General features: G+C 59.9%; 8 protein-coding genes. 2 read left to right on the top strand and 6 right to left on the bottom strand.

Translation table 11 applies throughout. The features are described 5' to 3' along the window. Positions 1–234: 234 nt before the first annotated feature. From ACTQ05_RS03590 to arcA (ACTQ05_RS03565), 6 genes are all read right to left on the bottom strand, one after another. Positions 235–1,722: a YfcC family protein gene (locus ACTQ05_RS03590; protein WP_370450555.1), complete on the bottom strand. Its 1,488-nt coding sequence runs from the start codon at positions 1,720–1,722 to the stop codon at positions 235–237. Between the two features lie 138 nt (positions 1,723–1,860). After that, positions 1,861–2,856 (bottom strand): ornithine carbamoyltransferase, encoded by a 996-nt coding sequence (argF, locus tag ACTQ05_RS03585; protein WP_154515223.1) that lies wholly within the window; start codon positions 2,854–2,856, stop codon positions 1,861–1,863. 104 nt (positions 2,857–2,960) lie between these two features. Beyond that, the gene (gene arcA / locus ACTQ05_RS03580; protein WP_427719159.1) at positions 2,961–4,202 is read right to left on the bottom strand and encodes an arginine deiminase; all 1,242 of its coding nucleotides are present in this window, start codon (positions 4,200–4,202) and stop codon (positions 2,961–2,963) included. Positions 4,203–4,782: 580 nt separating this feature from the next. Continuing rightward, the gene (locus tag ACTQ05_RS03575) at positions 4,783–5,907 is read right to left on the bottom strand and encodes an aminotransferase (protein ID WP_441040929.1); all 1,125 of its coding nucleotides are present in this window, start codon (positions 5,905–5,907) and stop codon (positions 4,783–4,785) included. A 16-nt stretch (positions 5,908–5,923) separates the two neighbouring features. Beyond that, entirely contained in the window at positions 5,924–7,402 is a 1,479-nt protein-coding gene (locus ACTQ05_RS03570; protein ID WP_441040931.1) for an amino acid permease, read from the bottom strand. Between the two features lie 138 nt (positions 7,403–7,540). Beyond that, a complete protein-coding gene (arcA, locus tag ACTQ05_RS03565) occupies positions 7,541–8,782 on the bottom strand; it encodes an arginine deiminase (protein ID WP_427719159.1) in 1,242 nt (413 codons plus the stop codon). A 552-nt stretch (positions 8,783–9,334) separates the two neighbouring features. On the opposite strand from arcA (ACTQ05_RS03565), the gene ppk1 reads away from it, so the two are divergent. Continuing rightward, complete coding sequence (gene ppk1 / locus ACTQ05_RS03560) at positions 9,335–11,743, top strand: polyphosphate kinase 1 (protein WP_441537966.1); 2,409 nt, start codon at positions 9,335–9,337, stop codon at positions 11,741–11,743. 86 nt (positions 11,744–11,829) lie between these two features. Next, a complete protein-coding gene (gene rlmD, locus ACTQ05_RS03555) occupies positions 11,830–13,158 on the top strand; it encodes a 23S rRNA (uracil(1939)-C(5))-methyltransferase RlmD (RefSeq protein WP_441537964.1) in 1,329 nt (442 codons plus the stop codon). Positions 13,159–13,344: the final 186 nt, after the last annotated feature.

The raw sequence follows: 13,344 nt of genomic DNA, 5'->3' as shown, positions 1-13,344 counted from the left end.
CCTTTTGGTCATGCCTTGCCTTTTGAATGACAAATTGTCGTTCTGGGCGGCGCGCAGCGTCAACTGGCTGCGCGGTTCGTAGAACCGCGCAACATAAGAGCGCCCCCTCCCGCGCACGGAACGGGAGGGGGCTAAAGGTAGGAGTCTACCGGTGGGTTGACCCCACCGGACAGACGATGACCAAGTGATCCTCTACAGGATCGTCAAGGTTTCCGTGGGGCACCCATTGGGTACTTAGATCAACACGCAGGCGACGGTCAGGATGATGGCGCAGACGACGGAGAGAACGACGATGAGCTTAAGGGCAAACTTGAGCCAGGTCGTCCACTCGATCTTGGCCAGGGCGAGACCGCCCATGATGGCACCGGAGGTCGGGGTGAACAGGTTCACGACACCGATGGCGGCGGAGAAGATCATGACCATGACCTCGGGCGAGAAGCCGAGCTTAACAGCCAGCGGTCCCATGATGGGCATGGAGACGGTAGCCATACCAGAGGTCGAGGGGATCAGGAAGGACAGGCCGAAGTAGACCAGGAAGCTCATGGGAGCGAAGATCACGCCGGACAGACCAGCCAGGGCACTGGCGGCAGCGTCGAGGACGTAGACGTCGAGACCGGTGTTGGCCATGAGGACGGAGATGCCACGGGCGAGGGCGATGACGAGAACAACGGACATCATGTCGGCAGCGCCGGTGATGAAGGTGTTAACGATCTGCTTCTCGGACAGGCCACCGATGATACCGATCAGGATAGCCATGAGGAAGAACCAGGTGGAAGCCTCGTCGAAGTACCACTGGCCAATGGGCAGGCCGGTGATCAGGGCAGACCAGCCCTGGACGACGGTGTTACCGTCGGCATCGTAGACAGCGCCAGCGTCAAAGAAGTTGGCAACGCCCTCGTTGAGGTCGGCCAGCGGAATGAAGCCGACGATCATGACGACGAAGGTGAAGGCAAAGGCGATCAGAACACCCTTCTGACGACCGGTGAGCTTGACCTCCTTGTTAACCTCGGAAGCAGCCTTGCCGTGAGCCTCTTCGGCGTCCTTGAGCTCCTGCATCGACAGGATGGTGGAACCCTTGTCAGCCTTGACCTTCTTGGCATAGCCCATGACGAAGAAGATGGAAATGGCCGTGGTAACAATCCACAGGACGGCACCGAGGCCGATGATGATGGACTGGTTGACCTCAATGCCAACGCCGGTCAGAGCGTCGACGGCAGCGCCGACGGCGAACGGGTTAACCGTGGAACCGAGGCAGCCGCAGCCAGCGCCGAGCAGGACGGTAGCAGCGCCGACCATGGGGTCGAAGCCGGCAGCCATCATAGTAGCGGCGAGCAGGGCGTAGAAGGGAACGGTCTCCTCGCACATACCATAGGTGGTACCACCGAGGGAGAAGATGAGCATAAGGACAGGAACGAGCATGATCTCGTTGCCCTTAAGCTTCTGCACCAGAACGGCAATGCCGTTGTCCAGGGCGCCGGTCTCGGTCATCATACCGAGGAAGCCGCCCAAGATCATAACGAAGAGGCAGACGGGCAGAGCGTCAGCGAAGCCCAGAATCGGGGCGGTGCAGAAATCGCTCAGGCGGGCTGCAGTAACAGCGCCGCCGGACGTGCCGGAGACGATAACGGTAATCACTGCAACAATTGCCAGCAGAGCTAGAAGAATGGTGAACGATGAAGGCATACCGCGCTTTTTCTTTGCGGTCTCAGTCATGGTTCTCATCCCCCCTTCATAAATCATTTAACTTTCTCGCGCGAAGCGGATCTTCCGTGCCGTGCCCACCGCCCGACGCAAGATATTTACCAGACAAACCGCTCGGGGTGTGCAGCAATACACCCCGAGCGAAATGCTTAAAGGCTCTTACTTGAGCGTTGCGTACATGACAGCCTTGATGGTGTGCATGCGGTTCTCGGCCTCGTCGAAAACCTTGGAAGCGGGGCTCTCGAAGACCTCGTCGGTGACCTCCTGCTCGGTAATGCCGAACTGCTCGCACTTCTCGGCGCCAATCGTGGTGTTGGTGTCGTGGAAGCTGGGCAGGCAGTGCAGGAAGATGGCACCCGGGTTGGCCATAGCCATGACCTCGGAGGTGACACGATACGGAGTGAGCTGAGCGATGCGCTCGGCCCAGACCTCGTCAGGCTCGCCCATGGAGACCCACACGTCGGTGTAGATAACGTCGGCACCGGTGACGCCGTCCTTGACGTCGGTGGTCAGCTTGATGGTGCAGTCGTTAGCCTCGGCGATGGGCTTGCAGGCCTCGATGACGTCGTCAGCGGGCATGCACTCCTCGGGGCCACAGGCCACGAAATTCATGCCGAGCTTGGAGCAGACAACCATGAGGGAGCGAGCAACGTTGTTCTTGCAGTCGCCCATGAAGACGAGGGTCTTGCCCTTGATGTCGTAGTTGAAGTTCTCCTGGACGGTCAGGATGTCGGCGAGCATCTGGGTGGGATGCCACTCAGTGGTCAGGCCGTTCCACACGGGCACGCCGGACTTAGCGGCGAGCTCCTCGACGTCGTCCTGGGCAAAACCACGGAACTCGATGCCGTCATACATGCGGCCGAGAACGCGGGCGGTGTCCTCGATGGACTCCTTCTTGCCCATCTGCGACGAACCCGGATCGAGGTAGGTGACGCCCATGCCCAGATCCATGCCGCCGACCTCGAAGGCGCAGCGGGTGCGAGTGGAGGTCTTCTGGAAGAGCAGAACGATGTTCTTGCCCTCGAGATAGCGGTGCGGAACGCCAGCGCGCTTCATGTCCTTGAAGTTCTTGGAGAGCTTGAGCAGGTACTCGATCTCCTCGGTGGTGAGGTCGAGGAGCTTGAGGAAGCTACGGCCGGAGAGGTTAACACCCATGGTTCGTTTCCTTTCGAAAAATGAATTACGCAAGTATTAGTGTTGCCCGTTTGACAGGCAAAACCGGTGCGGTTGTAGGGGGACCGCACCGGAAACGGAAAGACTTAGAGGTCCTCGCGCCAGAAGGGCATGCTCATGCAGCGCGGGCCGCCACGGCCGCGGGAGAGCTCGGCGGAGGGCACGACGAGAAGGTCCAGGCCCTCCTTGTACAGCACGTCGTTGGTGACGGTGTTGCGGGCGTAGACGCAGATCTTGCCGGGCTCGACGCACAGGGTGTTGGAGCCGTCGTTCCACTGCTCGCGGGAGGCCGCGATCGGGTCGCCGCCGCCGCAGGGGATCAGCTTGACCTGGTCGACGCCGGTGGCGTCCTCCAGGACGTGCTCGAGGGTGTCCTCGATCAGGCGGATGTTCACGTCGCCCGGGTTCTTGCCGGCGGTCAGCTCGTAGACGCGCAGGGTGCCCATGATGGCGGGGTGGATCGTGAACTTATCGACGTCGATCTGGGTGAAGACCGTGTCGAGGTGCATGAAGGCGCGCGAGACCGGGATGTCGAAGGCCAGGATGCGCTCGACCTTGGAGTCGGAGTTCCAGAAGATGTTCTGGGCCATGACGTCGATAGCGGCGGCCTGGGTGCGCTGGGAGATGCCGACGGCGAGGGTCTTCTCGTTGATGTTCAGCACGTCGCCGCCCTCGGTGTGGAACTGGCAGTCGCGGCGGAAGTACAGGGAGACGTCCTTGTAGTCGGGGTGGTACTTGAAGACGTACTTGCCGTACAGGGTCTCGCGGTTGCGGGTGACCGAGTACATGCGGTTGAGGTTGACGCCCTCGCCGACGACCGCGAACGGGTCGCGGGTGAAGTAGAGGTTGGGCATCGGGTCGATGATCAGGTCGGACTCGGACTCGGAGTTGACCAGGGAGTCGAGGGTCGTGGAGGCCGTGAGGGGCATCTCGATCTCGGCCTTGGTCATGCCGGCCATGGTCTTCTTGACGAACTCGAGGTTGTCCTCGATGGAGTCCAGCTTCTCGCGGACGATCTGCGGCATGTGCTTCCCGCGGATGCCGGCCTCGGCGATGTACTGGTCGGTGAACTCGGCGCGGGCGCCGGGGACCTGGTCGAACACCTCGGCGACGAGGTTCTCGAGGTAGAGCACCTCGACGCCCTGGTCCCTCAGGATCTGGGCGAAGGTGTCGTGCTCCTGCTGCGCGACCTCCAGGAACGGGACGTCGTCGAACAGGAGCCGCTCGAGCTCGTCGGGCGGCAGGTTGAGGAGCTCGTCGCCGGGACGGTGCAGGCAGACCTTCCTGAGCTTGCCGATCTCGGAAGGCACGTGCAGACCTTTCGTCATGGCCTCCTACCTTTCTTTCGGGCCCTTGTCAGGGCCGATTCGTTAGCGCCCCTCCGTGTGAGGCGTTATTGCTGACGACATATTTATATCCAAAATCAACCCATACTTCCACCTTGCCCCCGAACGGTTTTTTATAGGGGGTGAACGGCATACACATATACTTCACGCATGGCACACTTCATCTTAATAAAGTTTATTTACGTGCTTAAACGCGTTTTCAATCCAAAAATCAAATGGAACTAAACTTTGTTAAACCACCCTCATATTGCATATTTCGTGCAACGATATGAATAGAATTCGCTATTCTTGCTGTCTCTCAACCATTTTAATTTTTATTCATAAAAAAGTTTGTCCTATTCATTTTTAGCAAACAGATTACCGTTTACCAGACGTTGGATACCGTTCACCGGAAACTTAGTATAAGGCCCGTCGAATACCCGATCGATTTTGCGTCCCCATTTGTAACAACTTGACTTTTCCGGCGGCAAAGACATGCAGACCCGCTCCCCAAAAGGGAGCGGGTCTGCATTCGGTACACCTAGGGCCAAGTAAGGTTTAGTCCTTCGAGGGCCTCAAGGGATTAGCGATCGAACTCGGCCAGAGCCTCGCCCAGAAGCCTCAGGCCCTCGCGAAGAACATTTTCGCTCGCGCAGTAGCCCAGGCGTGCGCCGCAGGGAAGCTCAAAACGGCTGCCGGGCACCAGCAGCACTCCCCTCTCGGACAACAGGCGCTTGCAGAACTCCTCGTCGTCCTCGGGAATATCAAGCTGGATAAACGAGGTAGACACGCCCTGCGGGGCCGTCCAGGAAACGCGATGTTGCGTATCGATCCAAGCCTGCGCGATATCGCGATTGCCAGACACAATCTTGCGGTTGCGCTCGAGAATCTTGTCCTTGTGCTCAAGCACATAGGTCGCCAGGGCATCGTTGAACACGCCGCCGCAGATCATGGTGTAATCGCGATAGGTACGGATGCGATTGGACACCTCTTCGTCGGCCACGACCCAACCCACGCGGGCTGCAGGCGTCGAATAGGTCTTAGACACCGAGTTGGTGACAATGGCCTTCTCATACACGTCGACCATCGACATAAAGGACTCGGTGTTCTCGAGCGGCAGATACACCTCGTCACACAGCACGTAGGCGCCCACCGAACGGGCGATCTCGGCAATCTGACCGAGCGTATCGGCATCAAGCACCGTACCGATGGGGTTCGATGCGTTATTGATGCAGATGAGTTTCGTGTTGGGGCGAACCAGGCGCTTGAGTTCCTCGATATCGGGCTTCCAGCCGAGCTCCTCGCGAAGCTCCCAATACTCGACCTCGGCGCCCAGTGTACGCGGGATCTCGTAGAGCGGCGCATAGGTAGGCCACTCGGCAATCACGTGGTCGCCGGGCTCGACCACGGCCATGATGGCGTTGAGGTTGGCACCCGTGCAGCCATTGGTCTGAAGAATGTGATCGGGATTGACCTCGCGACGATAGAGCTTGGCGACCTCGGCCTTAAAGTCGGGCGAGCCCTCGATCCAGCCGTAGTTCATCTTCTCGCGGTCCAGGCGCTCGTAGAAGGTAGCGCCGTCCTGCTCGTCGAGCGCGCGCAACTCGCCCATGGTAAGCGACGAGATCGTCGACTGGGCGATATCCCACGTAGCGCTCTTCTCCCAAACGTTGAGCCATTCCTCAACGCCGATTGTCTTGATATCCATGGCTAGGCTCCAATCGCTAGAACACGGGGATGATGCCGGCGAAGGTCATGGGAATGGAGATGATGCCCAAAAGGGCGATCACCACGGCACAGATAACCTGGCCGTTGCCCATGGACTGACCAGACTCGGTGAGTGCCTTGCGATAGAACAGGAAACCGGGAATGTAGCCCAGACAGGCAAGCAGCAAGAAACCCCAGCCGGTAAAGAGCACGCCGACGACCTGGAACACCAGGGCGAGGATACCGATAAGAGCCTGGCCCGACTCGCCGCGCTCGCGAGAGAGCTTGACCTGATAGGCAGCAGCGTAGGCCCAGGTGACAACGATGGTCACGGTGCACATGGAGATCGCGAAGGTATAAGCGTCGGCAGCGAACGTGGCGATGATGATGAACGCCTCCGTCAGGGCACCGACGATAATCAAGGCCATCTGCGGCGCGCCCTTGGCGTTGACCTCGCCCCAGGACTTGGGAAGCAGACCGTGGTCGGCCATCATCGAGGAGACCTCGGCGGGAAGCATGGTAAAGGAGAGCCAGGAGCCGCACACCGAGATGATGATGGCCCAGGAGATGAAGGCGCCGCCCCAGCCGGGAGCAAGCTGCTCGAACACGGAAATGGTGGCAGGCTTGGGAGCCGCAACCAGATCGGCATAGTCAACAACGCCGTACGGAATGACGGAAGCGCCGATGTAGAGGGTGAGCAGCACGATCAAGCCGATGATAGTGGCGGAGCCGACTTCACTCTTGCGCTTAGCGCGACCGGACATGACCGAAGCGCCCTCGACGCCGATGAAGACCCACATCATGATCAGAATGCACTGCGTGACCTGGTTGGCAACGCTTCCGAGTTCAACGCCGTTGGCGGCGATGATCGTGGCATTGCGCGCGGCGGTGCCCCAGAAGTCGGCGGTAAACACACCGGCATTAAAGGCGAAGCAGGAAAACACGATGAACAGCAGGATGGAGGCAATCTTAATGACCATGACGATCGCGTTGAAGGCCGCAGCGCTCTCGACGCCGCGAATGACCAAGAACGTAATACCCCACAGGACCAGCGACACGACAACGACGCCGACGACAGCGGGGTTTCCGGTCACGGGATCCGAGAACACGCCCGGCATGATCGTGCCCAGGCAATAATCGGAACCCAGGACCTGGGCGATCATGGTGCCAAAGCCGACATTGCCGAGCCAGGCGGAAAGCCAATAGCCCCAGCCGGAGATAAATCCGTGGAAAGGACCGAAGCCCTCCTCCGCGTACGCGCAGGCGCCGTCAAGATCGGGGCGCTTGGAACCCACGTTGGCGAGCGAGAGCGCCAGCATCAAAAAGCCCAGGCCGCAAACGACCCAAGCGATGAGCGCAGCACCAGGAGAGGCGACGTTAGCGAGCTGACCGGTAAGGGCGAAGACGCCCGTGCCGATGCAGGAGGAAACGACCATGCCGACAAGGCCGAAAAAGCCGACACCGTTGGGGTTATCGACACGACTGTCTTTAGACATAATGGCCACCTTATCTGTTGTTGAATTAGCTTCATTAAACAAGAATGGGGCGGTGCGAAAGATCCGCACCGCCCCAATGGGAAACATCTAATGGCAGTTAGACGTTTGCTTTAAGACCTGTACGGGTCTTTGAAAACCTTAGAGGTCCTCGCGCCAGAAGGGCATGCTCATGCAGCGCGGGCCGCCACGGCCGCGGGAGAGCTCGGCGGAGGGCACGACGAGAAGGTCCAGGCCCTCCTTGTACAGCACGTCGTTGGTGACGGTGTTGCGGGCGTAGACGCAGATCTTGCCGGGCTCGACGCACAGGGTGTTGGAGCCGTCGTTCCACTGCTCGCGGGAGGCCGCGATCGGGTCGCCGCCGCCGCAGGGGATCAGCTTGACCTGGTCGACGCCGGTGGCGTCCTCCAGGACGTGCTCGAGGGTGTCCTCGATCAGGCGGATGTTCACGTCGCCCGGGTTCTTGCCGGCGGTCAGCTCGTAGACGCGCAGGGTGCCCATGATGGCGGGGTGGATCGTGAACTTATCGACGTCGATCTGGGTGAAGACCGTGTCGAGGTGCATGAAGGCGCGCGAGACCGGGATGTCGAAGGCCAGGATGCGCTCGACCTTGGAGTCGGAGTTCCAGAAGATGTTCTGGGCCATGACGTCGATAGCGGCGGCCTGGGTGCGCTGGGAGATGCCGACGGCGAGGGTCTTCTCGTTGATGTTCAGCACGTCGCCGCCCTCGGTGTGGAACTGGCAGTCGCGGCGGAAGTACAGGGAGACGTCCTTGTAGTCGGGGTGGTACTTGAAGACGTACTTGCCGTACAGGGTCTCGCGGTTGCGGGTGACCGAGTACATGCGGTTGAGGTTGACGCCCTCGCCGACGACCGCGAACGGGTCGCGGGTGAAGTAGAGGTTGGGCATCGGGTCGATGATCAGGTCGGACTCGGACTCGGAGTTGACCAGGGAGTCGAGGGTCGTGGAGGCCGTGAGGGGCATCTCGATCTCGGCCTTGGTCATGCCGGCCATGGTCTTCTTGACGAACTCGAGGTTGTCCTCGATGGAGTCCAGCTTCTCGCGGACGATCTGCGGCATGTGCTTCCCGCGGATGCCGGCCTCGGCGATGTACTGGTCGGTGAACTCGGCGCGGGCGCCGGGGACCTGGTCGAACACCTCGGCGACGAGGTTCTCGAGGTAGAGCACCTCGACGCCCTGGTCCCTCAGGATCTGGGCGAAGGTGTCGTGCTCCTGCTGCGCGACCTCCAGGAACGGGACGTCGTCGAACAGGAGCCGCTCGAGCTCGTCGGGCGGCAGGTTGAGGAGCTCGTCGCCGGGACGGTGCAGGCAGACCTTCCTGAGCTTGCCGATCTCGGAAGGCACGTGCAGACCTTTCGTCATGGCCTCCTACCTTTCTTTCGGGCCCTTGTCAGGGCCGAATGTATCAGCGCCCCTCCGTATGGAGCGCTGCTTGCTGACAGCTCTAGTTATATCCAATTTCCACCCGCAATTCCACCTCGCCCCCGAACGGTCAACAAAGTACGATGAACGGTATATCGCATATGATTTCCCATGATGCACTTCAGTTTCGTAAAGCAGATTTTCCTAGGTAAACGTTATTTTTCTAGGAAATCAAGATTGAACACTCAAAGTTATCCATGATTCAAAATTGCATAGCGAAAACGGTTTTCTGCATATAAATGACGCTTGTCCTCGATTCGACCTAAATTCGATTATATTCAGCTTGCTATCATTCTTATTCATACATTCTCACCAGTTGAGTGAGGATATAGATCGCTTGCTCAAAGCACCGGACGTTAGTGCTTCGGATCGTCAGCGTAATAAGTAGGTAAAGATACCGTTCGCGCGATACGTCCGCGCCATAGGTCGACTAAATTGAGACAATAAGAAATAGTGTTAGGCTACCGTCCCCTGTAGGGACTGAACGGACAGATGCATATGCCGAGCAAAATCGAAAAGAAGCAGAACGCCGCCAAGCTGCGCAAGAAACCGCGCGATTTCTCGTATACGCAAAATCGAGAGCTTAGCTGGCTGCGCTTTGATAACCGCGTACTCGACGAAGCCTTCGATGAGTCTGTGCCACTGTTCGAGCGCCTTAAGTTCGTCTCGATCTTCGAGTCAAACCTCGACGAGTTTCTCATGGTGCGCGTGGGCGGCTTGTCCGATCTGGCAGAGCTCAAAAAACAGCCCGTCGACAACAAGAGCAATATGACCGCCTCCGAACAGGTCGATGCTGTCATGGCAGAGCTGCCCGGGCTCCTTACCCGCTGGGAGTCGATCTTTAAGAGCATCGAGGACAAGCTCGACGCTTTGGGCGTTCACCGCGCCCGCATCGATTCGCTTACGCCCGAGGAACATACCTTTGTAACCCGCTACTTCCAGGCCTACGTATCACCGGTCATCTCGCCGCTGGTCATCGATCCGCGCCATCCCTTCCCCAACCTGCGCAACGGCGCGCTCTATCTGGCTTGTGGCCTGGACGGCATCACCGACGAGGAGAGCCTGCTGGGCCTTATCGAGATTCCCGCCTCGATGAACCGCGTGGTCGAAATCCCCTCGCCCACCGGCACCTACTCCTACATTCTGCTCGAGGACGTCATCCTCGCCTGCCTGGACAGCTGCTTCGGCTCCTATAAGCCGCTCGACCGCGCGCTCATCCGCGTCACCCGCAACGCCGACATCGATCCGGACGGCGAGGGCGTCGAGGAGGAAGAGGATTACCGCCAGCACATGAAGCGCATCCTCAAGAAGCGCCTGCGCCTGCAGCCGGTGGTGCTCGCCGTATCGGGCTCGCTCGAAAAGCCAACGCTCAAGACCATCCGCAAAGCGCTCGAGCTTTCGCGCCGCTCGGTTTTTACCTGCGATATCCCGCTCAACCTGGGCTATGTCTTTGGCATCGAGGGCAAAATACCCGAGCATCTACGCAACGAGTTGCTCTTTACGCCGTTTAGGCCGCAGCCCAACCCCACCATCGATATGACCCGCTCCATCCGCGATCAGGTGCTGCAGCATGACAAGCTGCTCTTTTACCCTTACGAGACCATGAATCCGTTCTTGGACCTGGTGCACGAAGCAGCCTACGACCCCGAGTGCATCTCGCTTCGCATCACGCTCTACCGCGTGGCCAAACAAAGCCGCCTGTGCGAGTCGCTCATCGATGCTGCCGAAAACGGCAAAGAGGTTACAGTGCTCATGGAGCTCCGCGCCCGCTTTGACGAGCAAAACAACATCGAATGGGCCGAGCGGCTGGAAGAGGCCGGCTGCACCGTTATCTACGGCTCCGAGGGCTTTAAATGCCATTCCAAGATCTGCCAGCTCACCTATCGCGAGGGCATGGCGCTTACCCGTCTGACGCTTTTGGGTACCGGCAACTTTAACGAGAAGACGGCCAAGCTCTACAGCGACTTTATGCTCATGACCGCGCATCCCGGCATCGGCGAGGACGCTAACCTGTTCTTCCGCAACCTGTCGCTGGGCAACCTGCGCGGCGACTACCGCTTCCTGGGCGTGGCGCCCGTGGGCCTCAAGCCGCTCATCATGCGCGGCCTGGACCGCGAGATTCAGCGTGCCCTTGTCGGCGAGCCCGCCCGCGTGTTCTTTAAGCTCAACTCGCTTACCGACCGCGAGGTCATCGACAAGATCGCCGAGGCATCGTGTGCCGGTGTGCGCGTGGACATGATCATCCGCGGTATCTCGTGCCTCAAGCCCGGTGTTCCGGGCAAGACCGAGAACGTGCACGTGCGCTCCATCGTCGGACGCTTCTTGGAGCATGCGCGCGTCTATGCCTTTGGCGTGGACTCGGATATGATCTACCTGAGCTCGGCAGACATGATGACGCGCAACACCGAGCACCGCGTGGAGATCGCCTTCCCCGTGCTCGACCCCACCTGCCGCGCCCAGGTGCACGAGTACATGGGCATGCAGCTGCGCGACAACGTGAAGGCACGCAGTCTGACGAGTGACGGCACCTGGATTCCCGTGAAGCGCAAAGAAGGCGAGAAACCCTTCAACTCGCAGGAAGCTCTGCTGGAGCGTGCCTATCGCAACGCCGAGGCCGTCGCCAAGGCAGAACCTACGCTCGCATCCAAGCCTGAGCTCGAACCGCAGCCGGCCGCACCCGAGGTCCAGAAGGTTCAGGCAACCGTCATAGAGCCTGAGTCCGAGCCTGCTCCTCGGCCCCAACCGCAGACGGCCAACCCCGCGTCCGAGAAGGGCGCCCGCCGCGAGAAGCCCGCTGGCAAGGCCAAGACCATCGAGCGCCATCGCCCCGGTCGCGTGCGCATGGGACTGGGCCTGATCGGCCTAGGCCTTAAGACGCTCATTACCGGCAAGACGAAATAGACGTTTGTAGAAGCGCCCCGTATTTGAGGAATACCCCAAATACGGGGCGCTTTTCACTGCTACCATGGTTGCGAACAATACCGCGAATGACAGGCAGGAACATGAAGCTCACCATAGAATCGATGACCTACGGCGCCGACGGACTGGCGCACGCCGACAACGGCAAGGCCGTCTTTGTGCAGGGCGCCGTGGCAGGCGACACCGTCGAGGCCGAGATCGTGCAGGACGGCAAGTCGTTTATGCGCGCCCGCACGACCGAGATTCTGGAGCCGGGCCCCGATCGCATTCAGCCCCCCTGCCCCTTCGTGGGCGTCTGCGGCGGTTGTTCGTGGGGCAATCTCTCGCGCACCGCGCAGCTTGCCGCCAAAGAGCAAAACCTGCGCTCCACGCTCGAGCGCATTGGCAAGTTCGCCCCCGAGCAGGTCAACGATCTTGTCCAGCCCATCCGCCACACCAAGGACGACTGGGGCTACCGCAACAAGATTGAGCTGGAGCCCACCCTCGTTAACGGCCGCGTTCGCCTTGGCATGCACGGCGTCGATCCCAGCAAGATCGTCACCGTAGATTCGTGCCCGCTGTTCGATAAGCGTTTTCCCAAGGCGCTCAAATCGGTCGTCGGCGCGCTCAACTATCTGAGCGGCAGTCACGATCTGGGTCTGGAGCGCGTGGGCATTCGCGCTTCGCGTCGCACCAAGGCGCTCGAGGTCGCACTTTGGACGCCCACGGGCTCCTTCCCGCGCTCGCAGGTCTCGCGCGTGTTGGCAGACGCCGCTCGCCCCACGAGCGTAGTGCGCGTCATGAGCAAGGGCGAGAAGAAGGCCCGCCGCGTCTCCAAGGTGGAGATGCTCGCCGGCGAGGGCTCCTGGACCGAGAACATCGCCGACGGCCAGATGCGCCTTTCGGCCCCATCGTTTTTCCAGGTCAACACCAAGGGCGCCGAGATTTTGATCGAGCTTGTCATGGAGGCGCTCGACCCGCAAGAAGACGAGCTTGCCATGGACCTGTACTGCGGCGCCGGCACCTTTACCCTGCCGCTCGCCCGCCGCTGTGATTTTGTTGCCGCCGTCGAGGCCTATGGCCCGGCCGTGCGCGACCTGCGCCGCAACCTCGAGATTAACAAGCTCGATAACGTCGATGTCATCGGCGGCGATGCCGTGCGCGAGTTCCCCGACCAGGATGCCGATGTCCTGGTGGTCGACCCGCCGCGTGCAGGTCTGGCACCCGAGGCAATCGACCTCATCGCCAGCACGAGCGCCCGCGACGTGGCCTACGTGAGCTGTGATCCGGCGACTTTGGCACGCGATCTTAAGCGCTTTGTCGAGGAAGGCACCTTCTCCCCCGTCAAGATCACGCCGGTCGACCTGTTCCCGCAAACCTTCCACTGCGAAACCGTCGTCCATCTCAAGCGCAACTAGACTGTTTGCCCAAAACCACACCCGATGATTTTTCTGGGACGGGGATAAAAATAAATTTGTTCCGAATGATTATTTAAGGCTCTGTTAGACCAGGATTGACATACATGTGTCCCCACGGTGCCATATCGTTGACCCCGTAGACCGCGATGATGGGGGCAGCATGAACGCCGAAGACCTGGTCCTCAA

The sequence above is a fragment of the Collinsella sp. LCP21S3_A9 genome (assembly GCF_052118785.1).
Lineage (GTDB): Bacteria > Actinomycetota > Coriobacteriia > Coriobacteriales > Coriobacteriaceae > Collinsella.
The sequence above is the reverse complement of the archived record's forward strand: the minus strand, read 5'-3'. Positions and strand labels throughout refer to the sequence as shown.

Bases quoted from the DNA above. Each gene is read 5' to 3' on its own strand.
- ACTQ05_RS03590 (WP_370450555.1), bottom strand. From the start codon at position 1,722: ATGAGAACCATGACTGAGACCGCAAAGAAAAAGCGCGGTATGCCTTCA.
- ACTQ05_RS03575 (WP_441040929.1), bottom strand. From the start codon at position 5,907: ATGGATATCAAGACAATCGGCGTTGAGGAATGGCTCAACGTTTGGGAG.
- arcA (WP_427719159.1), bottom strand. From the start codon at position 8,782: ATGACGAAAGGTCTGCACGTGCCTTCCGAGATCGGCAAGCTCAGGAAG.
- ppk1 (WP_441537966.1), top strand. From the start codon at position 9,335: ATGCATATGCCGAGCAAAATCGAAAAGAAGCAGAACGCCGCCAAGCTG.
- rlmD (WP_441537964.1), top strand. From the start codon at position 11,830: ATGACAGGCAGGAACATGAAGCTCACCATAGAATCGATGACCTACGGC.
- arcA (WP_427719159.1), bottom strand. From the start codon at position 4,202: ATGACGAAAGGTCTGCACGTGCCTTCCGAGATCGGCAAGCTCAGGAAG.
- argF (WP_154515223.1), bottom strand. From the start codon at position 2,856: ATGGGTGTTAACCTCTCCGGCCGTAGCTTCCTCAAGCTCCTCGACCTC.
- ACTQ05_RS03570 (WP_441040931.1), bottom strand. From the start codon at position 7,402: ATGTCTAAAGACAGTCGTGTCGATAACCCCAACGGTGTCGGCTTTTTC.